Origin of the sequence: Kamptonema formosum PCC 6407, assembly GCF_000332155.1 — a bacterium.
GTDB classification, from domain to species: Bacteria; Cyanobacteriota; Cyanobacteriia; order Cyanobacteriales; family Microcoleaceae; genus Kamptonema; species Kamptonema formosum.
Genome location: NZ_KB235898.1, coordinates 1,050,733 through 1,075,846 on the forward strand (window position 1 = coordinate 1,050,733; position 25,114 = coordinate 1,075,846).

Consider the following 25,114-nt stretch of genomic DNA (forward strand, 5'->3'; position numbering starts at 1 on the left):
GTTAATATCTTAAATCCTCATTCAAACGAACTTGCACAATCTGACCTGGTTGAATAGTAGCAGGTTGGGGAGCAGTGGCGTAAGTTGTTGCAGCACCCGCAGCAGCACCCGCAAGTAAACCAATACCAGTAAAACCACTAAGTACAAATAATGCTACTCCTCCAATCCCGGAATTACGCAGAAAACTCCTTTGTGAGGGTTTGCGATCGCCACTACCAAATCGATCCGATCGCGCATCTAGAGGAATGCTACGACCATTAAGATACATCGCTTGAGCAATAAAGCGCGTACCTTCGCTATTGCTTTCAAAGCGTCCGATTATTGGGGTATTTGGTGGTACGATCGTATTGCCATAGCTATCAAGAATCCCTCCTTGTAATAGCAAAACTTCCTGTCTTGAGGGTTTGGGATCTAGCGCTAAAGGCTCTACACCAGGATAAAGCAAGCTGAGTCTAGTTCCTGCTGGTAGCAAGATATTGGGCGCGTATGCAGTTGGCGCGATCGCATTTGGTAAGGGATAAACTGAAGGTGGGACAAAATTATCATAATTGCTAGCAGGTAAAGGAGCGATCGGCTGTCTGGGAAGCTCTTCATTCCAATTTAATGGTCTTGCTGGGGTCGCATAACCCGGAATTGTCACCGATGGAACCGATCGCGGCGGCGTATAGGTGGGTGTATAACTAGGAGGTAAAGCGGCTTGTTGTCTTGTTTGGTTAACTGGAAAAGTAGCGATCGGTACTGTCAGCGGTTGGATCGGCGGATTTGGAGTTTCTAGTATCGCAGGATTAGGATTAGGTAGATTTTGGGGCGATCGCGCCAACGATGCAGTTTGAGTGCTACTTTGAGGTCTAGCAGTAGTAGAATTAGCCAGAGGTCTAGTGTTAGTGTTACTAGGCGGCGACGTAGGCGGTGGCGGAGTAGTTAAGCCGCGTTGCATTGGCCCTGCTGTAGCCCCCGTCATTGAATTTCCTTGACTTAACAGATTATTCGTCCCTGAAAACAAAGGACGCAATACCCAACGATTCTCTAAACCTATGCGTTGTAACTGTACTTGTTCTGGAGTTAACACCACTCCCGGAGCAAAATCAATCACAATTCTCGCCATCCCCGGCTGAAATTGGCTCAGGCTGACAGAACGCACCGTACCTTCTGGGTACAATTGGGTAGTATCAGTTCCCACCTCCGTATCCGGCAAATCAACAACTATCCGCGTCGGTTGGTCTAAAAGAGAAAACTTAGGCGTTATTCCCTCTGGCAGCATGACTTCTAGCTGATTTGTCCCCGGATCGAACAACCAATTTGTCAGCAATGCAGCAGCAGCTTGTCGTTGTCCTATTGGTAAGGTGACAACTACGGCGGCGACTGTCAGACTCAGGTTAAGCGACTGGCAAGCAAGCAGCGTGGCTGTGGCCTTGCGGAGAGTCTGGCTGTGTAAACTTGGCAAAAATCCCTGTACTGATTTTTTGTGTTGCATGGCCATCAAAGAGAAAGTTGCGATTAAAGCTAGGCTTGAGAACAATTAAAATTAAAAATTAAAATTGATTTTTGATTATAGGGGTGAATTATTTGGATCATTCTACATTATAATTTACTCTGTTGCAGGTTCTATTCATAAACGATCGCAAAATCTTGCTCTAGTTTAATGAAAATCAGTCTAAGACAACCGACTGGTCGCTCACGTATTTGGATATACATTGAGTCCAGTGATGTTTGTACCAGTATCTATACGTCGGTTGTTTTCGATCCTTACGACAACCTTTACATTTGGTTGGGTCAAATTCGCGACTCCCAATTGCCAGCATCAATGGTAATTGATAAGGAAGGTTATGGGGTAGAATTGATAGCCGAGAAAGCAAGCAATGAGACGATCCTGTTCAGAGTTGACCCGTGGCTGTGCAGAGATAACACCGCAACATTCCTCGCTACTACAGTTACACCTTATGAATTACTCACAGCTTTTCATGACGGAATTGCTGAATTTCTTAAGGAGGAATATCGTCCATCAGACTGGTCAAACATTGATAATCTAAACAACATCAATTGGGGCGCATTACTCAAGTCGCCAACTCTTCCCGGTCAGAATTGGGAGAAACGTTTGTTAATGAGCAGGTTGGGAGCCTATGACGGAAAAATAGGAAATGGAGAAGACTTATGGGAGCAACTAACACTTGAACAACAATGGTTGATTGTCTTACGAGACTTACTATACAGAATTGCAATCCTAGCTAGTAAAAGGCAAACGCCTGAGATACAAGCACTTGTAAATCTTTACGTAACCCTACCTGTAGATATTGCATTAGGTGAAATTGATTCAGATTGGTATCAAGGACGCGGAGTTGCGTTAAATAAAGAGTATGGATTAGATCGCGATCGACGCTATAGCCAACAAGAAAGAGAATGTCACTATATTCTCAAAATGACTAGGCTTAAAATGCTTAGAGTTGGGCAAATTGTTGATGGAACTGTGCGAGGTATTAAAACGTATGGGCTTTTCGTAGATATTGGAGGTTATCATGCCTTACTACATATTTCCGCAATTTCTCAAATGCCTGTCGAGCAATTAGATCGGATTTTTAAGCATGGCGATTGGATCAGGGCGATGATTGTGTGGATGGATATTGAAAAAGGTCGAGTTTCACTCTCAACCAGCGATTTAGAGGTTGAACCAGGTGATATGTTAAAGCACCCCTGGAAAGTCTATGAGACAGCAGAAGAAATGGCAGACAGATATTATCAGAACGTTTTGTCAAAGCAGGCGATCGATTAGAAAGGAGATAGGCTGTCTATGGAGTTACAGAAAAAGTTTTTGCCAAAGTCGCCGACACAATAAAGTTTACTTTTGAGGACTGGCTGAGATATGTTTGCATTAACCGCGCGGGCAGTTGTGCTTAGTTTAGGTAAAGGGCGCGCTCGCGTTATTTAGATTTTCAGTTGTAGCTGATGTTCTATATTGAGCGATCGCACCCTTTATACCAAATCCGGGTTTACTACCCCCTTTATTGTCATTGCGAGCGAAGCGAAGCAATCGCAAGGTCTCTGCGATTGCTTCGCTTCGCTCGCAATGACGACAGAATTACTAATAAAGGGGATGATTAACCCGGATTTGGTATTACTTCTAAACCAGCACAAAATCCAAAGTAGAAATCACACCATTAGCGCCCAACAGATTTGCCAAGACTTGACCATTACTTGCGACTTGGAACACAGTCCCGCCCAGAGTAGGAGTAATTTGTAATTGGTCAAAGGAAAGACCCCCGGCAAGTCCAAACTTATCCAAACCAACCTCAAAATTAAGTACAGTATCCACACCGCTATTAGGACTCAAAACAAAAACATCATTTCCTATTCCCCCAATTAAAGTATCTTCCCCGGAGTCGCCCACAAGCCAGTCATCTCCTGTGCCGCCAGATAAAATGTCATTATCTTTACCTCCCGCAAGTGAATCATTTCCGTCATCACCATTAAGATTATCTTCCCCTTCATTGCCATAGATCAGATCGTCTCCCTCGCCGCCATTAATACAATCACGTTGGCCAGATCCACCGACAGCAACAGATACACCTTTATTGTCTCCGTAGATAGTATCATTGCCCTCATCGCCGCAGAGTAGATCGTTACCGTTATCGCCTAACATCAAATCATTGCCGCTACCGCCACGAAGACCATCATTTTCCTTGCCACCTCGAAGGGTATCATTCCCTTCCTCACCAATAATAGTGTCGTCTCCTTCTTGACCATTTATTAAGTCATTACCGATGCCACCAAATAGCACATCGCGTCCCTCTGGATCGGTTTTAAAGAAGTCGTTAAGGCCGCCGTAAATGGTATCGTTACCGCTGTCACCCACAATCGTATCCGAGTTCAATTCACCCCAGATCAGATCGTCGCCTTTGCCACCGTAAACGAGATCGTTCTCTTTGCCAGCATGGATGGTATCGTTACCGTCACCACCACCGATGATATCGTCGCCGCGATCGCCAAAAATCAAATCTTCCTGACCAACAGGCGCAACCTCGCCATTACTACCGCGATCGCCCAAAATCGTATCATTGCCTTCGCCACCATAAAGGGTATCGGAGTCAAGCTGCCCAAATATCCAGTCATTACCTTTGCCACCGTAGGCAATATCCTTGCCTTCACCGCCAATTACGGTGTCATCACCCTCATTACCGTTGAGGTAGTCATTACCGCTACCGCCAAAAAGTAAGTCAGGATTTAAGTCGGAAACAGATAGATCGTTAACACCACCAAAGATAGTGTCATCACCACTGTCACCGATCAGGATATCGGAGTTGAGATCGCCCCAGATCAGGTCATTATTTTTCCCGCCGTGAACGAGATCGTTTTCCTTACCAGCGTAAATGGTATCGTTACCGTCACCGCCGCCAATGATATCGTTCTCCTCTTCTCCAAAGATTAAATCTTCTTCTCCAGCGCCATCTCCAGGATTTGCGCTACCGCTATCGCCGATCAGGATATCTGCACCGCGATCGCCATGTATGGTATCAGCGCCGCGATCGCCAAATAACCAGTTATCTCCACTGTTACCAGTCAACAAGTCATTTCCCCGATCGCCGCTGATGATTTCAATCCCACCAGCGAACAATCGATCGGGCTGAAATTCGACTTTTGGCACTATCTGCGGTGCGGTAAATGTAAACTCAGGTTTTTCGGGAATTGGAGTGCAACCACAACTCGTGTCCGGTTCCTCTACTGGGGCGAAAGGCTGAGTAGGTATTGGTGTTGCTGTGGGTATGGGTGTTGCTGTGGGTATGGGTGTTGCCGTTGGTTCGAGTGTTGCCGTTGGTGTAGGTGTTGCCGTTGGTATGGGTGTTGCCGTGGGCGTAGGCGTAGGAGTTCCCGTAGGCGTAGGCGTAGGAGTTCCCGTTGGCGTAGGCGTAGGAGTACCTGTAGGCGTAGGTGTGGGCGTGGGTGTTGGTGCAATTGGCCCCAACACAGTCGATACGCTAGCAGCCGCAGGACTAACTGCACCAAGGTTATCGGTAGCGCTGTAAGTAAAACTAGCCCCTGTAAAGTTGCCCGTAGATTTGAAGAATAACTGACTAATTTGAGCGGGTGTGAGCACTTGGCCCGGAGTGATGAGGACACCACCGTTAGCGGGATCTCCCAGATATAACAAGCCTTGTTCAGCGGGCGGTAGAGTGTTGATTGTGAAGGATGCGATCGCGCCATCAGGGTCACTTCCCCCTAATCCTGTCAGGTTAACGGTGCTTCCTGGGGGCAAACTGACATTACTATTGTTCGTTAATGGCGGAAGGTTGACACCAGCTTGGATTGAGACATTGCCTGTAGCAGGGCTAACTGCACCAAGGTTATCGGTAGCGCTGTAAGTAAAACTAGCCCCTGTAAAGTTGCCCGTAGACTGGAAGAATAACTGGCTAATTTGAGCGGGTGTCAGCACTTGGCCGGGAGTAATGGCGACACCACCGTTAGCAGGATCTCCTAAATACAATATGCCTTGTGCCGCTGGAGGCAAGGTGTTAATTGTGTAAGATGCGATCGCGCCATCAGTGTCGCTTCCCCCTAGTCCTGGAATCTGGACAGTGCTCCCTGGTGGCAAACTGGCATTAGAATTATTTGCCACTGGAGGCAGGTTAGGAGTAGGCGGGATAAGGGATACAGCAGCGGGAGCAGGGGTAGTAAGACCGAGGTTATCGGTAGCACTGTAACTGAAACTAGCTCCTGTAAAGCTGCCTGTAGATTGGAAGAATAACTGACTAATTTGAGCGGGTGTCAGCACTTGGCCCGGAGTGACGAGAACACCACCGTTAGCAGGATCTCCTAAGTACAACAAGCCTTGTTCTGCCGGGGGCAAAGTGTTAATCGTATAGGATGCGATCGCGCCATCGGGGTCTGTTGCTCCTAGTCCTGAAAGCTGGACAGCACTCCCTGGTGTGGCGACGTTATTGGCATTAGTCGCAAGAGGGGGAAGGTTTGGCGCTGCGATCGCGTTGACAGTAGCAGCAGCGAGGCTGACAGCACCGCTGTTATCGGTGGCGCTATAAGTGAAGCCTGCACCTGTAAAGCTACCTGTAGATTGGAAGAATAACTGACTAATTTGAGCGGGCGTTAGCACTTGGCCCGGAGTAACTAAAACACCACCGTTAGCAGGATCTCCCAAATACAACACGCCTTGTGCTGCCGGCGGCAAAGTGTTAATTGTGTAGGATGCGATCGTACCATCGGGGTCACTTCCCCCTAGTCCTGGAAGCTTGACTGTGCTCCCCGGTGGCAAACTGATATTGGAATTGTTCGCAACGGGAGGCTGATTGAGAGGATTAGGAGTTGGAGTTGGACTTGGACTTGGACTCGAAGTAACTGTTGTTGCCACAGTTGCACCAGTCGCCGTACCGTCATTATTGGCGGAAGTCGGATCAAAAGTCGTAGAAGTGCTCTTGGCGGTATTACTAAGAGTGCCTGATGCTGGCAATGGTAAAGTTACTGTTCGCGTCGTATTTGCAGCATTTGCTAAGCTAATACTCGGCCAAGTAATGATACCTGTTGCTGAATTATAACTACCACCATCTGAGGGTACTACTCCTGTTAAACCTGTGGGCAAAGTATCAGTAATTACCACACCATCAGCCGTTGATGGCCCATTATTTGTGGTGGTGATTGTGTAGGTGACATTGGCTCCGGCTGTGCCTGCACTGACACCTGTTTTTGTGGTGACGACATCGGCACTGGGTGTAACTGTTGTTGCCACAGTTGCACCAGTCGCACTACCATCATTATTAGTAGGAGTTGGGTCAACAGTGGTAGAAGTGCTCTTGGCGGTATTACTAAGAGTGCCTGATGCTGGCAATGGTAAAGTTACTGTTCGCGTCGTATTTGCAGCATTTGCTAAGCTAATACTCGGCCAAGTAATGATACCTGTTGCTGAATTATAACTACCACCATCTGAGGGTACTACTCCTGTTAAACCTGTGGGTAAAGTATCAGTAATTACCACACCATCAGCCGTTGATGGCCCATTATTTGTGGTGGTGATTGTGTAGGTGACATTGGCTCCGGCTGTGCCTGCACTGACACCTGTTTTTGTGGTGACGACATCGGCACTGGGTGTAACTGTTGTTGCCACAGTTGCACCAGTTGCACTACCATCATTATTAGTAGGAGTTGGGTCAGCAGTGGTAGAAGTACTCTTGGCGGTATTACTAAGAGTGCCTGATGCTGGCAATGGTAAAGTTACTGTTCGCGTCGTATTTGCAGCATTTGCTAAGCTAATACTCGGCCAAGTAATGATACCTGTTGCTGAATTATAACTACCACCATCTGAGGGTACTACTCCTGTTAAACCTGTGGGTAAAGTATCAGTAATTACCACACCATCAGCCGTTGATGGCCCATTATTTGTGGTGGTGATTGTGTAGGTGACATTGGCTCCGGCTGTGCCTGCACTGACACCTGTTTTTGTGGTGACGACATCGGCACTGGGTGTAACTGTTGTTGCCACAGTTGCACCAGTCGCACTACCATCATTATTAGTAGGAGTTGGGTCAGCAGTGGTAGAAGTGCTCTTGGCGGTATTACTAAGAGTGCCTGATGCTGGCAATGGTAAAGTTACTGTTCGCGTCGTATTTGCAGCATTTGCTAAGCTAATACTCGGCCAAGTAATGATACCTGTTGCTGAATTATAACTACCACCATCTGAGGGTACTACTCCTGTTAAACCTGTGGGTAAAGTATCAGTAATTACCACACCATCAGCCGTTGATGGCCCATTATTTGTGGTGGTGATTGTGTAGGTGACATTGGCTCCGGCTGTGCCTGCGGTAACACCTGTTTTGGTTGTGACTACATCGGCACTAGGTGTAATTGTTGTCGCTACAGTTGCATCCGTAGCAGTACCGTCATTATTACTAGAAGTCGGATCGCTTGTACTAGAAGTACTCTTAGCTGTATTACTAAGACTGGCTGTTGCTGGCAATGGTAAAGTTACTGTTCGCGTCGTATTTGCAGCATTTGCTAAGCTAATACTCGGCCAAGTAATTACCCCTGTTAATGAATTATAACTACCACCATCTGATGGTGTAACTCCTGTTAAACCTGTGGGTAAAGTATCTGTAATTGTGACATCTGCCGCAGTTGATGGCCCGTTATTTGTGGTGGTAATTGTGTAGGTGACATTGGCTCCGGCATTGCCTGTAGTAGCTCCTGTTTTGGTTGTGACTACATCGGCAACAGCAGACGAGATTGTAGTAGTAACTTGGGCATTAGCAGCCGTGCCATTATTATTCGCAGAAGTGGGGTCAAAAGTTGTCGCGGTACTGAATACCTTATTAAGGAACGGGCCACCAGCAGCAGGTGCAGTAGCAATTAAGTCGTAAGTGACACTCTGACCACTAGCTAAAGAGGCAATGCTAGGCCAAGTAACAACTTTTGTCGTAGCGTTAAAAGTGCCACCATCTGTCGCGCTACTGAAGGTTAACTCAGCCGGTAGCGGATCTTGAATTACGACGTTAGTAGCCGTGTTTGGCCCATTATTTGTAGCAGTAATTTTGTATGTAATAGTGCCGTTAGGTAATACAAAGGCAGGGCCAGTTTTGACAGTTTCAATGTCTGCCTGTTCCGTAGGCTCAGTTAAAGTCTCAACCTTTAAGTTTTTGATTTCATGTATGTTTGTAGCACCTCCAGTTGAACTGGCGAAACCAAATTTGAAGGTAGATGGCGCTGCTCCGTTAGCTGCGGTAACGTCGTAGTTAACAATAGCTGCCTCGCCTGTATCAAGAAAATCTCCATCTCCGTTTAAATCAACATTAACGGAGAGTAAGTTACCTGTTGTTAAGGTAATTTCGGCAGTTCTTTTCGCATCTGCGCGAACAGTACCCGTAGCAGGAACAGCTAAGCCAGGAGAAAGACTACCTGTTCCAGTTAAGTAGTTATATCCTTCTAAGTATTTATCTGCTAGATCTTTCTCTCCCCTTCCTCTAACTGCTATTGAGTTTGGTATCGGGTCATTTGTCGCTCCAAAGCCGCCATTACGCTCTCCACTATTTGGATTGGAAAAGTTGCCAAATTCATCGAATCCAACCCCCAGATAGCCTCCAACTATACCTGGTGTAGGGAGGTTGGTGATGGGGTCGGGATTTTTATTTTGAGCATAGCCCAGAGAACCAGCATATGCACCAGCGGCTGTTGGATTTGCACTTCCATCAATTAAAAAGAAACTAATGCCATCTCCGCCGCCAGGATAGCCACCGACATTGGCACCGCCGTATGAGAAGAAGTCAAAGGTAACTCTAATGCCGGAATTGGAAGGGATAGGGTTGTTATAAATGACAAAAGCTGACTGGTTCCCAGCAACGGAAGTTAAGTTCAAAGCACCGCTGCCAGGAGCATCGACTGTGCCGCCAGTAGTACGGGGAATAACACCAGACGAACCGACTGGTGATGCAGTCAAGTAAGGGTTATTACCACTTCCACCATTACCATAGATCCAAGGCCCAGTAACAGTCGCATCTTGAAATTTTTCTTCAACTAAAATAGCCAGGACAAAAGTATAAGCTTCTAAAGCTTCTTTTTCAAATGCTAAGGAAGATTGAACCTCTCCTGTCGCAAAGTCGAAATCCCAATTACCCCCAAGTGCTACACTCCCAACTAAACTCTCGGAAGCTGCAACTTCTGCTCCTGTCAATTCGCTTAGTTTTCTCACAAAAGCAACGCCTAAGTTTCCGGTCGCTACATTACACGAGACTAAGAGAATATCTCCTCTATTTGCTAGAGCATTTCCCCATTGCTGTAACTGTTTGCTATAGATTTCTAAGTTGCTAATATTCAGTTCTACTGACCCTAGCTCAACTTTGGATTCGCTACCATGAGCAACAATTTGAAGGCTGTCAACTAGGCTATAATCAGCTAAAATTCTAGTGATTTGTTCTATCCCATCCCTCATTGCGTCGAGGATGAATACTTTTGTGCCGAGTTTTACTCCCGCAGCAAGAGTCTGATAATCATCAACTCTTGAATCTATAAAAACAATATCTTTTGTTAGTGCTTTTAATGAGGTGGAATCTGGTTTAGTCAACACTGATTTACTAGCGATATTGTTGCTAAAGCGCTGAGGATTTTGGATGGCAAAGTTGACTTGGGTGGAGATGCTTTTCATGATTTTAATTATCTGGTAGATCCGCTGATGTTGACGCAAAATAACTATCGTAGTAGTTAACAGTAGCTATAAATAGCTGCTATTAAACAAGATTGCCTACGACAAATGACTGAGCGCGTTGCAAAGCAAACCATCGCTCAGTTGTAATAAACAACTCTCAATCTGGTTGATGAAAGTTACATTTTTGCGTGTAAATTCTGATGCTTTTAGAGCATTTATGAGCCTTTGTTTTACTCGCTGGATTTTGTGAACAATAGATCCTTGGTAATTGATAACTACTGTTACCAATTCCACTAATTTTGATGCAAAGGCAAACGTTAGAAAAGGGTAAATTAAGACGCTGTGGACTATGACAGCAGGAAACATAAAAATGGAATCCCGCAACCTGATGGAGTATTTCATTAGATAAATGATCGGCAGTAGATGCCCCAGCTTTAAGCTGGAGGTTTTCTGTTTAGTTTTTTTATAGTAAATGCCCCGATCGAACCCCTGGAAAAAGTTGTAGTAGATATAGCGACCTAATCTTTGCAGATAGCGATTAGCCTGCGATTGACTAGCTGACAAATAATTCTCAAACACCCAAGTAGCGCATCCTCTAAGGTTATTTGAACAAATGTCATCTGGTTTTAGGCTTAGAAGTTAGTCACTATTTTACGTAATCACAGGAGATGCTGAAACTACCAATCTAAATTGGTGCGCTTATTAAGAATAGAATCTAACACAAGCCATAAAACTTGTGCGATCTAGTAAATTTAGCTCAAATTGAAAGTTGAGTGCGTAATTTTCAAAGAGCTTTTACAGACAAGCTTACCCAAACACCCAACAAGTGCAAGCACACCTTAACAAATTTTTTCTCTAAGATTTCACTTCAAACCTGCACCCCACCTAAAATTATAACTTTATGGGATGATCGTCAATAGGTAACTGTTCGTAGGGGAAAGCCTTCAACACCTTGATTATGTACTTTTGTTATTCAAAGGCAGGATGGAAAGCGCTAGACGAGTTAGGAAGGGGAATTAGAGCATAGCGCGGCAAAGTCTTTGTGGGTGGAGCTGCACCTTCTGGCGATCGCAGTACATAGTTTTTAGAGGTTTTCCCCGAAGTACTTACTCCCACAAACAAATACAGTGAGATTGTAAGTGTAGCAGCTAATATTAATTTTTCACGCATTGCAGACTCCTCCTCCAACACCAGATGCTTTTGAGCACCACTCCTCATTTCAACTCCATCATAAGGAAGATGTGGGAATGCTTGACGCGATCGCAGTCAGTTAGGCATTGTGACAGTTATCACGGGCGGATGGGGAGCGGGGGAGATGGGGAGCAGGGGAGCGGGGGAGCAGGGGAGCGGGGGAGCAGGGGAGATGGTGGAGATGGTGGAGATGGTGGAGATGGAACAGGAAAGATAAAGATTTCCCCTCTGCTCCTCTGCCCCTCTGCTCCCCATCTCCTCTGCCCCTCTGCTCCTCTGCCCCTCTGCTCCCCATCTCCTCTGCCCCTCTGCTCCTCTGCCCCTCTGCTCCCCATCTCCCCAGGGAATTGTCCCAAGGAAAGAACAATTAAGCCTCGCAGAAAGGTAGAATTAGCCCGTAGTAGCTTATCTGACACAGTGAGGGTAGCGACAATATGCTTGCATACATTCTGGCCTTGGCGGTCGGTCTTGGCAGTTGCGCCGTTTACATGGCAGCGTTCTTTTTTCCTGAAGTCCATCGTAAGAGCGACTTCATCTGGAGTGGTGTAGGACTATTCTATGCCTTAATTTTATGGGTTTGTGCGGGACGTATTACTGGTGCTGTCCTGCTGGGTCAAATGGCCAGCGTGGCTCTATTGGGTTGGTTTGGCTGGCAAACTTTGACTTTGCGCCGGGAACTCACCCCGGTGGTTCAGCAAACGCCCATTCCCAATCCAGAAATTGCTGGAAAACCGACAGATTTGAAAGCTGTGGGAGGAATCTCCCAAGTGCCGGCACGACTTACCGGCTTATTTGGCAAAAAGAAAGACAAAATTCCGAAAAAACCGACTATTGTTCGGCCACCAAGCTCAGTTAAATCTGAAAGTTCTCCGTCTACAGTAGCTAAGGCTCCTGAGTCTGTAAATGTTACCAGTCGGGAGCAGGAGCAAGTTGGAGCGCGAGAGAATGCGATCGCATCCTTCCAAGAGACAGAAACTCAACCTTCAGCAGTCCCAACTGCGGATGCAATTTCAGAAGCTACCTCTCTTGTAGAAGATGTCGCCAGTCAATTAATAGAAACTGGCTTTGCTACCACTCCCTCAGAAGTAAAGGTAGAAATTAATATTGAAGCAACTGTATACCCAGATGCGATTCCGCCGAATAGCGACGCATTTGATGCAGAAGACGACTTCGCTGAATCAACCCAAAAACCATTACCCTCTGCTTCATCGACAGCTACCACAAAAGCGGTTAAAACATCTGGTGGATTTGGGGGTTTGTTGGCTAATATCAAAAACAGTTTGGGAGGTTTAGGCAGTTTTGGCAAGGGCAAAAGCAAGCCGGCTGATACGGAAAAGAAAGCTAAATCTCCTAAACCTGAACCTCCAATAGCAACATCTCCGACTGTTGACAAACTCGATGACATTTTAGATGCAAATTTAGTTGAGATCGTCCAAGAAGTAGCAGTAGAAGCGCCAAAGGCACAACCTGCTGATACTAAGGCTGAGGAAATCGCAGAAACTCCTTTAGTGCAAACTAGCCCGAAACTGGAAGATTTAATCTCCCCAAGAGAAACTAATGAAAATCCAGGTTTAGATTCCGCCGTTGAACAAACACAGGAAACGGAGCGATCGGGTGAAATTCCTGTTGTTACAAATCCCGAAGCTCTCACAGAAGCCGTAGACGCACTGGAAGCAGACACCCCAGCCCCACCTGTAGAAATAGCACTTTCTCAGTCGCCTCCCCCTGCTGAGCCTTTAGAGTCAGAAGATTCAGCAGAAAAGCCGGAAGAAGGCCCATCTGTTGAGGTTTTGTCGGCAGTAGCACCGGAAAGTGCTTCAGTGGAATCGGTAGCACCGGAAATCGCTGCGGTAGAGGTATCGGAGGCTGAGGCTGGCGATGAGCTTCCCTTAGTTCGACCCAATCCACCCGATCCCAAGCTTGTGGAAGCTGCGAAAAAAGCTGATGAATCTAAGTCTAAAAATAGTGATGATGGACTTACGAATTAACATCTGATACCAAATCCAGCTTAAATATTCCCTTTATTCTTTAGTCCGCGTAGGCGGACTTTGTTTGTTTAGTAGCGGTTTCAACCGCCAAGTAATAAAAATGATAGAAATACGTTTTTAGTTAGTCATTCCGCAAAGCAGAAATCGGGTCTAATAAAGCTGCATTCCGAGCGGGAATTACCCCAGCTAATAACCCAACTGTAAAGGACATTCCGAAACCAGAAGCTACCGACAACAAGGAAATTACAAAGGGAAACTTAAAAATAGTTGCTGCTCCAAAAGCGATCGCAATCCCTAATGTAATACCAATCCCGCCGCCAATGGTAGAAACTACGACTGCTTCTGCTAAAAATTGGCTCAAAATTGCTGAATTAGTAGCGCCTACGGCTTTCCGAATCCCAATTTCTTTAGTTCGCTCCACAACTGAAACCAGCATAATATTAGCAATACCAATGCCGCCAACTACTAAAGAAATTCCTGCGATCGCAACCACCATCACTGTAAATAAACCTACCACATTACTCATAGTATTGACAATTTCCACTTGATTTATAATTCTAAAATCATCAGGTAGAGGCGGGTAAATATTGTGGCGCAAGCGCAAGAGATTAGTTACTTGAAATTGAGCATCATCTAAACTATCTCCCTCATTAGTTTGTAGCCAAAACCCACTAATAGCAACGCCGGCTAAGGCATTTTTACCGACAATCCGAGCCGACATATTAGTAAGGGGAATATAAACTCTGTCATCCTGATCCGTACCACCTACAGATCCTTTTGCTTCCATTACTCCAATTACCTTGTAACGTCCTCCCTGAATGCGGACATCTGAAGAAAGTGCATTAGCACCAACTCCAAATAATTGATCTCGAACATTAGAACCAAGGACAACTACAGGTTTAGCAGCATTCAATTCTTCTTCATTAAAAAACCGGCCTTCTTGCGGGTGAATGTTTTTAACATCGGGATAATATAAATCTGTTCCTAAAATTGCAGTAAATGTATTTTGACCGCTATAAACTACTTGCACTTGACGTTGTAAATAAGCAGTAATTCCCTTAATTGCTGGAGCTTGTCTAGCTGCTTTAGCATCATCCCAAGTAAGAGTAGTAGCAGAACCGCTACCTAGATTAATTCCCCCAGTCCGAGAAGCACCGGAAAGGACTAATAACACATCTGTACCTAAAGCTTTTAACTGTTCCTCAGTAGACTTTTGTACTCCTTGGCCTACGGAAGAAATGGCAATTACAGAAGAAATGCCAATAATTACGCCTAGCATTGTTAAACCAGTACGTAATTTATTATTCCACAGCGCCTCGGTCGCCATGAATAATATTTGAGATGTTGATATTGAACGGGTGCGATCGCGAGTATGCAAACTCATTTTTAATATTCCTATAAACTAATGGCTAATGGCTAATTGCTAATTGCTAATGGCTAATTGCTTAATTAGGACTTACGCAGGGAGCCCTAGAAACCGGGTTTTTTAGAGAATCTTTGGGTCACAACGAAGTATTGTCGTAAAAAAACCCGGTTTCTTTGGTTGGGTGCGTAATTCCTATTAATCTTTCTTCCCCATCCTCCCCATCTTCCCCATCTCCCCCATCTCCCAATCTCCCTCTCCCTGCTAACGCAAGCGCGGCCCAGGCTGCAAACCAGGAATACCTGATGATGGACTGGGGGAGCGACGAGCTCTGGAACTGGGCGGAGAGCTAATAAAAATTTTTTCATTTCCCTTTAATCCAGAGCGAATTTCTGTTTTATCATTAACTGTAATTCCAGTCACTATCGGAGTGAATTTAGGTTTCATATTTTCGTCGGCAACAAAGACTCCTGTGCCATTTTCTTGGCGGACGATCGCAACTGTCGGTACGACCACAGCATCTTTTAGTTCCCCGACTTTAAACTCTACATTGGCATTCATTCCAGAGCGGAGTAACCCTTGGGGGTCATCAATAATTCCCACTTTGACTTCAAAACTGGTGACGTTTTGCTGGACAATTGACTGGGGTGAGATTTGATTGACTTGACCTGTAAATGTTTTGCCGGGATAGGCATCAGCTTGAATTGTCACCTCTTGCTTAAGCCGGATTTGGGAAATATTAGTTTCGGCTACATTTGCGACTACTTGATTTGTGGAAGCTAAGGACAAAATAGAAGAAGAAGTCGCTGAGGAAACAGCACTACCTGCGGTTGTGGGAGTCACAAAAGCACCGGGATCGGCATATTTACGGGTGACAATGCCGCTGAAAGCAGCGCGAATTACAGTATCGTTAATCAGCGCTTCGATGGTTTGGACGCTACCTTTAGCAGAGGCAAGTTGAGCGCGAGCTTGGGCGATGTCTTCTGGGCGGGAACCTGCTTCTAGCAAGGCTAACGCTTCCTGTCTCTGCTGTACTACTGCCCGTGCTTGGGCGATGTCTTCTGGGCGGGAACCTGCTTCTAGCAAGGCTAACGCTTCTTGTCTTTGTTGTACTGCGGCCCGCGCTTGGGCAATTTCTTCGGGGCGGGCACCTGCTTGTAGCAGTGCTAAAGCTTCCTCTGCTTGCTTGACTTGAGTTTGGGCGCGATCGCGCGTAGTACGGGAAGTATTCAAGCTTTGGAGTGCGATCGCGCCTGCTGTATATAGTTCTTGATTTCTTTGTAAGTCATCTCCTGCTTGGCGTAGGGCATATTGAGCATCTGCGAGGCGGGATCTGGCTTGGGCTATGTCTTGCGATCGATTACCATTGATGACTTTTTGCAGGTTAGCTTGTTGTTCGGCTAGTTGCCCTCTAGCTGCGGCAATGTCCTCTGGTCGATTACCATTGAGCAATTTTTGCAGGTTAGCTTGTTGTTCTGCTAGTTGCGCCCTAGCTACGGCGATGTCCTCCGATCGATTGCCATTGAGCAATTTTTGCAGGTTAGCTTCAGCGGAGGCGACTTGTCCTTGAGCTTGGGTAAGTTGGCCTCGGAGGTTGGAGTCATCCATGTATGCCAGCAATTGCCCTTGTTGAACGCGATCGCCCTCTTTGACCAGTAAACTTTTAAGCATCCCCGATGTTTTCGGGCTGACATTGACTGAACGTTCTGGTTGAATTGTGCCATTAGCGGAAACTGCGATCGGTAGGCTCAGCCTTTCTACGGTGACAGTCTTTTGCCCGCGCCGAGTTTCGCTGCTCGGTTTAGCGATCGCCATGCTATAAACGGCATAGCTTCCTACTGTCAGCAATGACAGGATAAGTAGCCCAAGCAGCCCTGAAACAATAGGTTGTTTATGAAAGCGTTTTGCTAAGTCCATATAAAATTAGACTGAGCTGGCACAAAAAACGTTCAATTCATTTCTTAATTTTTCTCAATAAGCTCTGGCGAATATTTCTGGCGAATAGAAATCGCGCCTACACAAACGAAGTCCGCCTGCGCGGACTGTAGAGATTGCAACCCGCGTAGGCGGGTTTTGTATGTGTAGTAGCGGTTTTAACCGCCCCTTTGACAAATAGTGGTCAATTCTCTACCATTGCCTTGTTAGGAAGGTGAAGCATTAACCGACAAAAATTTTATGACAACAGGGAAATTAACCGACAAGGTGGCGTTAGTGACTGGTTCAGCTAGAGGAATTGGTCGGGCGATCGCACTCAAACTAGCTCAAGAAGGTGCATCACTTGTCATTAATTATGCTGGGAGTACGGGTCAAGCTCAAGAAGTTGTAGAGGCGATTGAAGCAGAAGGCGGGAGTGCGATCGCCCTTCAGGGAGACGTGAGTTCTGTTGCCGATATTCAACGGCTATTCGATCGCACAATTGAACATTTTGGTAAAATTGACATTCTGGTTAATAATGCCGGAATCCTGACTAATAAAAAAATTGCTGACTTTACGGAAGCTGAATTTGACAAGATTTTTGCAGTTAACGTTAAAGGGACTTTTTTCGCTTGCCAACAAGCGGCTCAACGCCTAGCAGATGGGGGACGCATCATTAATTTTTCCTCTTCAACTACTTTGATGATGCTGCCAACTTATGGAGCTTATGTTGCGACTAAGGGAGCAGTTGAACAATTGACGCGGGTACTGGCAAAAGAAGTAGGTCAACGGGGAATTACTGTTAATGTTATTTCTCCCGGGCCAATAGATACTACCCTATTTCGAGAAGGAAAAACCGAAGCCCAAATTCAATATTTTGTGCAAGCGTCAGCACTGGGACGATTGGGAGAAGTGCAAGATATTGCCGATATTGTAGCATTTCTAGCAAGCGATGATTCCCGCTGGATTACCGGACAAAATATTCGGGCTAATGGCGGTATCATCTAAACCTGATTTCAGGATAGTTAAACACTGTTTCCCTGCCAATCGGCACACAAAATAAATTATACGACTTATGCAGGAACAAAATCAACATCAAGAGGAATTGAATACCCAACGCATTGAAGCTTCCAGCGACGGTGTTTTTGCCATTGCCATTACCTTACTGATCTTAGAAATCCGCCTCCCACACACGGATGCTACACATCAGAGTGTGGCTACCGCATTAGTTTCTCTTTGGCCATCTTATTTTGCCTACATTTTTAGCTTTGTAATGATTGGGATCTATTGGGTTAATCATCATTACATTTTTAGAATTTACCAGAAGACAGATCATGTGTTTAATCTGCTTAATATATTCTTCCTAATGTGCATCTCGTTTTTACCTTTTCCAACGGCGGTACTAGGCGAACATTTACTAGATGTGAAGGAGCAAAAAACGGTAATAATATTTTATGTATTTGGGTTATTATTACCAGCCGCATCTTGGTTTTTAGTATGGCTCTACGCTTCCTCTCACTATCGGCTGATTGATGGTCGTCTTAGCCCGCATTTTGTTAATTATCTTACCAAGCAATATGGATTCTCGGTAATTTTTTACTTGTTTGCACTCGTTGTCTCAGTGTTTCAGCCAGTAGTTGGTATTGCGATCGCAGTTGGGTTAACATTTTTGTATTTACTGCCGTCAAAACAACCAGTATATCGAGAGCCACCTACTCTTTAATCAGTCTTTGCGCCTGCGGTATTTTGGATAACATTTTTATCGTTATGCTTAGACGATTCAGAAGGTTAGTTATACCATTGCATCGTTGACATATCCTGCTAAATTCCTCTAATTATGTGCATTGCCACAACTGCAAAAAAAGAGCGCACTATGTATTTTAATACTCTACAGACTTGCTAGCACCATAATGCTTTAAAAGGGCTATTACTTCATCAAATTGTTGACCTTTTTTATGCCCTTCTAATTTTCCCAACTCTGCGTACTCAAGAGGATTTAAATAATCTGTAACTCTCACATGAATATCTGCATTTGCTTCTAGCAAGACCCGAACAATTTCTAAATTCCCGTCATAAGCGGCATAAAGGAGTGGATTGAAATATCCTTCACTTGCCCTTTGATTCACATTTGCTCCGGCTGCAATTAACAATCTAGCAATCTCAAGATGTCCTTGAGATGCAGCTTGACATAAAGCTGTAGTTTCGCATACACTAAAATTGACATTAACATTTTCTTGAAGCAAAGATTTGACCTTTTTAATGTCACCCTTTGTCACACATTTAATCAATTCAACTTCTTTAAGCCCTTCTTGAGATGCACCCGCTTGCTTAAAGATATTAGCAGGTTTAGATAGTTCTCTAAACTCTGCTATCATCAATGCTGTATTACCATCGCAATCGCGTATATTCAAGTCTGCACCAGCTTCGATCAAGGCTTCGATCGCACCAATATCCGAATATCCCAAGGCGTGCATTAAAGCTGTCTGCCCTTGACTATCCTGCTGATTCACATTCGCTCCTCGTTGAATAAGCAGACGCACCATCTCAGGTCGATTGGTAGCAAAAAACGTACTAACTGCCTCCATTAACGGAGAGTTGTCAGCCAGTCCCTCATCGGTTTCATCAGGCAAATTGGGATTTGCCCCAGCATCTAACAAAGCCTGAATGATGGGAATTTGACCCATTTGAATTGCTAACGACATCGCGGTGCGATTGCAAGAGCCGATACTATTAACATCTGCACCACTGGCAATTAAATTTTGAACCTTTTTAAGATTGCCATCCATAGTTGCATCAATTAGCTTTTCAACGGCTTTATTTTGCTCTCTAGTTTGTCTTCTGATCGTTTTTGCCATTTTTTGTTCGGCATCGCGATCGCCTATGGCACGAATCCGATCGGAAACCAGAGGATAGAGAAACTCGTATATATCACGGTAAACGCCCTTAGCTGCCAACATCAAAGGTGTTTCTCCCTGGCTCCAGGCATTTACATCAGCCCCTCTTTCAACTAACAGTTGAACAACTTGTAAATGCCCTGCAAAAGACGCAGCCATTAGTGCAGTCCAATTGTCTTCTTCATATCCTTCAATCTCAGCACCCGCATCAAGTAATAGGCGAACAATCTCCAGATGTCCCTCTTCAGCCGCAGTATGCAATGGCAATTTGTCAAACCCACGATTAACATTTGCCCCTACTGCAATCAACTCTTGCACAATCTCTACATGACCTTTGTGGGCAGCAATCACAAGCACGGGAGTTTGATACCAGGCGGATGGATTTGGATTTGCGCTAGCCTGAAGTAGGATTCTAACCGTATCAATATCACCCTTTAGAACTGCTGCTTCAAGTGGTGTACTTGCTAACTCATCATCTTGACAATCTTCTCGATCGCTATCATCTTCATCGTAATCGTTGTCTTTGTCTTCAGACACCGCTTCTTGTGAAATTTTTATCTGACCATCTATTCCATTCTCTGAAGATCGATCCGATTTATCTGATATATTATCCACAATAGAAATAAAACCATCGTAAAAATTTTTTACTTCTTCAGGAGCCTCCGTTAAAGCTTGGGTAATTAAAGTGCCAAGATTCTGTCCACCAGGTAGTTGTGGGACTGAGATGCTTGGGTTTAAGACTAATGGCTCTGGTTCTGGGTTAATTTTTGCTCCTGCGGAGATTAGTAGCTCTATGATTTTTGAGTTGCCAATACTGGCAGCTAAAGTTAAAGCAGTCTGTCCTTTAACGTCCTTTTGATCGAGATCGAGACCTGATACAAGGAGTTGTTTAATTTGTTCAAGATCAGATATTTTAATGGCGGAAAATAATGCTTGTATTCCCTTGCTTGCTTCTCTCACGCTATTCTCCAGTTTAAATTGAAGTATCGGATTAGACTTGTACTCAACCAATATATCTAAATAACTATGCAGGCTACAAACTGAGTTTAATCAAGTATATTCTCATTACTTTCTGTTAGAATAAACACCCCGCCCATAAATTGCAAATCCACCGTATACAAATGCTGGCAAGATCAATACAATCCACCATTTGCCTAATAGCGGCCATTTATTAGCATCTGTTTCTGGATCGAGAGTGTAGGCAATCCAGACCCCAAGTGCAGTTCCGATAACTCCAATGACATGAATGTAAAAAGGGCATTTGAAGCCAGCTTTCCACCATGTCACTAGACCAGATACCAATATTATGAGTACAAGGCCGACTCTAATTACTTCCATATCGCACGATCTCTGTAGATAATAATTATCCTCCTTGATTATATCCAGGCCATTACGGGGGTGACTCCTTCTAACTTCTACCGTCTGCCTTCGGCCTTGTGCGATCGCACCCCTACACAAAGCTATTGACACCCATCAGCATACCCCTGAGCTTGACCCCTGAAATTAATCTGCTCAATATCCCCAAAAGCGCTAAGATAAAAGCAAAACCAGCTTTGTAACATCTTGAGCATCCGGCTGTGACAGAACTAAAATCCTATAAAGATACCGTAAACCTGCCCAAGACTAAGTTTGATATGCGTGCCAACGCTGTCAAACGGGAACCTGAACTGCAACAATTTTGGGCAGATCAACATATATACGATCGCCTGTCACAGAACAATCCGGGTGAGTTGTTCATTCTCCACGACGGGCCACCCTACGCTAACGGGCAACTCCACATCGGCCACGCCCTGAATAAGATTCTTAAGGATACGATTAACCGCTACCAAATGCTGCAAGGTAGGAAAGTCCGTTATGTCCCTGGATGGGATTGTCACGGTCTACCAATTGAGCTGAAAGTCTTACAGGATATGAAGCCTGCCCTTCGGCAAAAGCTGACTACGATCGAACTTCGTCGCCAAGCGCGGGATTTTGCGATCGCTACGATGGAACAGCAACGGGAAGGGTTTAAGCGTTATGGCATTTGGGGAAACTGGGAACACCCTTATTTGACGTTAAAACCAGAATACGAAGCAGCACAAATCGGCGTTTTTGCCCAAATGGTGCTTAAAGGTTACATCTATCGCGGGATGAAACCGGTACACTGGAGTCCTAGTTCTAAGACGGCTTTGGCTGAGGCAGAATTGGAGTATCCCGAAGGTCACACTTCTCGCAGTATTTATGTTGCTTTAGCGATCGCGAAGTTGGCAAAGTCGGCAAAGGCGCTGACTCCTTATCTGCCGAATCTCCACTTAGCAGTCTGGACAACTACGCCTTGGACAATTCCCGCCAACCTAGCTGTAGCAGTCAATCCCGACTTGACTTATGCAGTAGTAAAATTCTCAGGGGAAGGATTGAGCACCAATGGCGCTCAAAATTCGCCAGAGAGTGAAGAATTGAGTGCAATTGAACTCAAAAAAACGCCAGAGAATAAAGAGTTAAGTACCAAGGTAGAAAAAACTCTGATCGTGGCCGCTGACTTGGTAGAAAAATTGTCAGCTACCTTAAATACCAAACTAGAGGTACTGGCTACCATCCAAGGCAAAGATTTAGAAAAATCTACCTACAAACATCCCCTATTTGACCGCATAAGTCCCGTTGTAATCGGCGGCGACTACATCACGGCGGATTCTGGTACGGGTTTGGTACATACCGCGCCGGGACACGGCCAAGAAGATTATCAAGTAGGTCAACGCTACGGTTTACCTTTACTCTCACCAGTTGACGATAATGGTAATTTCACCGCAGAAGCGGGACAATTTGAGGGTTTGAACGTCCTTGGCGATGGCAATGGCGCGGTAATTGATGCTCTGGCCGGGGCCGGTGCTTTAATTAAAGAAGAAGTTTACGCTCACTCTTACCCCTACGACTGGCGGACGAAAAAGCCGACAATATTTAGGGCGACGGAACAGTGGTTCGCGTCGGTGGAAGGATTTAGAGAAGCAGCGCTAAAAGCGATCGCGGATGTGAAGTGGATACCCGCCCAAGGCGAAAATAGAATTACCGCAATGGTAAGCGATCGCAGTGATTGGTGCATCTCCCGTCAACGCAGTTGGGGCGTACCTATCCCTGCATTCTACGACGAAGAAACCGGGGAACCCTTGCTGAATGAAGAAACGATCGCTCACGTACAGGCGATCTTTGCACAAAAAGGTTCCGATGCTTGGTGGGAATTGCCAATAGAAGAATTATTGCCAGAATCCTATCGGAATAACGGCAAAACCTATCGCAAAGGTACAGACACAATGGATGTCTGGTTTGACTCCGGTTCCTCTTGGGCCGCCGTTGCCAAAGGCCGAGAAGAATTGCACTATCCTGCTGAAATGTATTTAGAAGGATCGGATCAACATCGCGGCTGGTTTCAATCCAGTTTACTTACTAGCGTTGCTAATAATGGCATTGCTCCTTATAAAACTGTTTTAACACACGGTTTTGTATTGGACGAACAAGGCCGCAAAATGAGCAAATCTCTGGGTAATGTCGTCGATCCTGCCGTTGTTATCAATGAATATGGTGCTGATGTCTTGCGGTTGTGGGTATCTTCCGTAGACTATTCCGCAGACGTGCCCTTGGGTAAAAACATCCTCAAACAGCAAGCGGATGTTTACCGGAAAATTCGCAATACAGCGCGGTTTTTATTGGGAAATTTGCACGATTTCGACCCCGCAAAAAATGCAGTTAGTTATGAAGAACTGCCCGAATTAGACCGTTATATGCTGCACCGAATGACGGAAGTATTTACAGAAGTAAAAGATGCTTTTGACAGCTTCCAGTTTTTCCGATTTTTCCAAACAGTGCAGAATTTCTGCGTCGTTGACTTATCGAATTTCTATCTGGATATTGCCAAAGATCGGCTTTATATCAGTGCAGAAGATTCCTTACGCCGCCGCAGTTGCCAGACAGTACTCGCGATCGCGGTGGAGAGTTTAGCAAGGGCGATCGCGCCTGTTTTATGCCACTTAGCAGAAGATATTTGGCAATACATCCCCTATCCCACAGCTTACAAATCAGTATTTGAGGCGGGTTGGGTGCAAATAGATCACCGCTGGCATAACCCAGAATTAGGTAAATCCTGGGAATATTTGCGGCAAGTTCGCGGCGAAGTCAATAAGGTTCTAGAATTAGCCCGCAGTGAAAAGGCGATCGGTGCTCCTTTGGAAGCTAAGGTTTTGCTTTACGTCCCCGATGCGGAAAAACGGGAAAAACTGCAAGCTTTAAATCCGAGCACGGAAGGGTTAGCAGCAAAATATATGCACCCGCATATTGAGGATGAAAAATCAATAGAACTGGAGAAAGAAGTATCAGTAGAACACGGTGAAATAGCAGCAGATAATGCTGCCGATATTGCTAATAGTGAATCCCAACAATCCTTCATCGAACCGAGGGAAATTGTCGAAAAGGTAACAGAATTTATCAGCGATTTACCGAGGTTTTCGGGTCAATTTTTAGCAGAAAATCAGCAAGCTGCCGTTACAGTTATCCTCCTATTTGCAGTGTTTGCAGTTGCAAAAGCAATCGGGGCGGTACTGGATACGATTAATCAAATTCCACTGCTGGGAGAGACATTTGAACTCATTGGTTTTGGATATGCAATCTGGTTTGTTTGGCAACATTTGCTATTTGCAGCTAATCGGCAAGAATTGTCAGAAAAGGTTGAAACTCTGAAAGTAGAGGTATTGGGGAAACAAGCAGGAGAAACTGTTGTTGAGGCGAAAGCGATCGCATCTCAACCAGAGGAGATTAAGGTAGAAGTACCAGCAATCAGCAATACTGCGGAAATTGTATCTCAACTCTCTGCTGTTAAAAAGCCTGCCTCGGCAATCAAAAAACTGCACAATTCTGCGACTGGTAACGGTGTAGACGAGTTGCGCTATCTGTTAATTGCTTCTCAGGTGGAACTTTTAGAAAGTTCTGAAGGTTTAGAGGGAATACCCTACAGCTTTAATTCAGAAGACTTGGGGGTGGGTGTAGTCAAAGCAGACGGGCAAAAGTGCGATCGCTGTTGGAATTATTCTACTCATGTTGGGGAGTCAGAGGAACATCCTTTACTTTGTGAAAGGTGCGTACCAGCATTAGCAGGGCAATTTTAAGTTAATTAGGCATCTCCAAAAATTAGGTTTTTTCAGACAGACTAAGAGTTTGAGATTCTTTTTTGGAGATGTCTATTGATTGCCTAGTTTTTTAACCAGTAGCATATTCGGTTTCTTCTGTCGCAATATGCTTACTCTTCATTCCAAGCACTAAGAAACTCTATTTGATTTTGCATTTCTTCGGCTGACTTGGCAGAAATTAGACTCAAAAGGCGACGCATTTGTTCTCCCACAGAATAATTTTGCTGTCCTAAAATAATTCCTGCATGAGAGTTACCTCTTTCTAGCCAATTGGTATGGATTCTATAAAAATCCCTAGTGTTGAAACTATAAATTACCCTTTGATTCGCAAAAGCCCAAATCAGTTGCTCTTCATCACTGCGAGATAACATCCCTGTTTCCGCCACTGTAATGATAGATATCTACACCACGACTTTCTAAAGCTTGTAATAGTTTTTTGCTGCGGGAATCTTCATCTAAGTAAAGACGAATTTGGCTCATGCTAT

At 45.0% G+C, this 25,114-nt stretch carries 15 protein-coding genes; 6 read left to right on the plus strand and 9 right to left on the minus strand.

Annotation, left to right across the window (positions count from 1 at the left end; genetic code table 11):
• Position 1: 1 nt before the first annotated feature.
• Complete coding sequence (locus tag OSCIL6407_RS0104355; RefSeq protein WP_234708712.1) at positions 2-1,474, minus strand: AMIN domain-containing protein; 1,473 nt, start codon at positions 1,472-1,474, stop codon at positions 2-4.
• Positions 1,475-1,642: 168 nt separating this feature from the next.
• Here OSCIL6407_RS0104355 and OSCIL6407_RS0104360 point away from each other — a divergent pair, with 168 nt between their 5' ends.
• Positions 1,643-2,767: a S1 RNA-binding domain-containing protein gene (locus OSCIL6407_RS0104360; protein WP_007354126.1), complete on the plus strand. Its 1,125-nt coding sequence runs from the start codon at positions 1,643-1,645 to the stop codon at positions 2,765-2,767.
• A gap of 348 nt (positions 2,768-3,115) precedes the next feature.
• Here the strand turns inward: OSCIL6407_RS0104360 and OSCIL6407_RS33930 are convergent, their stop codons facing one another.
• The gene (locus tag OSCIL6407_RS33930; RefSeq protein ID WP_019486955.1) at positions 3,116-10,129 is read right to left on the minus strand and encodes a DUF4347 domain-containing protein; all 7,014 of its coding nucleotides are present in this window, start codon (positions 10,127-10,129) and stop codon (positions 3,116-3,118) included.
• Positions 10,130-11,098: 969 nt separating this feature from the next.
• Positions 11,099-11,299 (minus strand): hypothetical protein, encoded by a 201-nt coding sequence (locus tag OSCIL6407_RS0104375; RefSeq protein ID WP_234708793.1) that lies wholly within the window; start codon positions 11,297-11,299, stop codon positions 11,099-11,101.
• Positions 11,300-11,408: 109 nt separating this feature from the next.
• Between OSCIL6407_RS0104375 and OSCIL6407_RS37650 the strand changes: the two genes are divergently transcribed.
• A complete protein-coding gene (locus OSCIL6407_RS37650) occupies positions 11,409-11,537 on the plus strand; it encodes a hypothetical protein (RefSeq protein WP_019486956.1) in 129 nt (42 codons plus the stop codon).
• Positions 11,538-11,754: 217 nt separating this feature from the next.
• Positions 11,755-13,308 carry a Ycf66 family protein gene (locus OSCIL6407_RS0104385; protein WP_007357298.1) on the plus strand — a complete coding sequence of 518 codons (1,554 nt, stop codon included), beginning with the start codon at positions 11,755-11,757 and terminating at the stop codon, positions 13,306-13,308.
• A gap of 121 nt (positions 13,309-13,429) precedes the next feature.
• Here the strand turns inward: OSCIL6407_RS0104385 and OSCIL6407_RS0104390 are convergent, their stop codons facing one another.
• On the minus strand, positions 13,430-14,692 hold the full coding sequence (locus OSCIL6407_RS0104390) for an ABC transporter permease (RefSeq protein WP_007357297.1): 1,263 nt from the start codon (positions 14,690-14,692) through the stop codon (positions 13,430-13,432).
• Positions 14,693-14,935: 243 nt separating this feature from the next.
• Positions 14,936-16,588, minus strand: coding sequence for an efflux RND transporter periplasmic adaptor subunit (locus OSCIL6407_RS0104395; protein WP_007357296.1), 1,653 nt, complete (start codon positions 16,586-16,588; stop codon positions 14,936-14,938).
• Positions 16,589-16,846: 258 nt separating this feature from the next.
• Here OSCIL6407_RS0104395 and OSCIL6407_RS0104400 point away from each other — a divergent pair, with 258 nt between their 5' ends.
• Positions 16,847-17,593 carry an SDR family oxidoreductase gene (locus OSCIL6407_RS0104400; RefSeq protein WP_007357295.1) on the plus strand — a complete coding sequence of 249 codons (747 nt, stop codon included), beginning with the start codon at positions 16,847-16,849 and terminating at the stop codon, positions 17,591-17,593.
• A gap of 67 nt (positions 17,594-17,660) precedes the next feature.
• Positions 17,661-18,308 carry a TMEM175 family protein gene (locus tag OSCIL6407_RS0104405; protein WP_007357294.1) on the plus strand — a complete coding sequence of 216 codons (648 nt, stop codon included), beginning with the start codon at positions 17,661-17,663 and terminating at the stop codon, positions 18,306-18,308.
• 157 nt (positions 18,309-18,465) lie between these two features.
• On the opposite strand, the gene OSCIL6407_RS0104410 is transcribed toward OSCIL6407_RS0104405, so the two are convergent.
• Both OSCIL6407_RS0104410 and OSCIL6407_RS0104415 read right to left on the minus strand, forming a co-directional pair.
• The gene (locus OSCIL6407_RS0104410) at positions 18,466-20,490 is read right to left on the minus strand and encodes an ankyrin repeat domain-containing protein (protein ID WP_267879524.1); all 2,025 of its coding nucleotides are present in this window, start codon (positions 20,488-20,490) and stop codon (positions 18,466-18,468) included.
• 54 nt (positions 20,491-20,544) lie between these two features.
• Entirely contained in the window at positions 20,545-20,817 is a 273-nt protein-coding gene (locus OSCIL6407_RS0104415) for a hypothetical protein (RefSeq protein WP_007357292.1), read from the minus strand.
• Positions 20,818-21,056: 239 nt separating this feature from the next.
• Between OSCIL6407_RS0104415 and ileS the strand changes: the two genes are divergently transcribed.
• Positions 21,057-24,608, plus strand: a complete 3,552-nt coding sequence (gene ileS / locus OSCIL6407_RS0104420) for an isoleucine--tRNA ligase (protein ID WP_007357291.1) — start codon at positions 21,057-21,059, stop codon at positions 24,606-24,608.
• 131 nt (positions 24,609-24,739) lie between these two features.
• Here ileS and OSCIL6407_RS30270 read toward each other — a convergent pair whose 3' ends face one another.
• Complete coding sequence (locus tag OSCIL6407_RS30270; protein ID WP_234708792.1) at positions 24,740-25,000, minus strand: DUF5615 family PIN-like protein; 261 nt, start codon at positions 24,998-25,000, stop codon at positions 24,740-24,742.
• On the minus strand, positions 24,984-25,109 hold the full coding sequence (locus OSCIL6407_RS37655) for a hypothetical protein (RefSeq protein WP_007357289.1): 126 nt from the start codon (positions 25,107-25,109) through the stop codon (positions 24,984-24,986). Before OSCIL6407_RS37655 ends, OSCIL6407_RS30270 begins: the two co-directional genes overlap by 17 nt.
• Positions 25,110-25,114 lie beyond the last annotated feature (5 nt).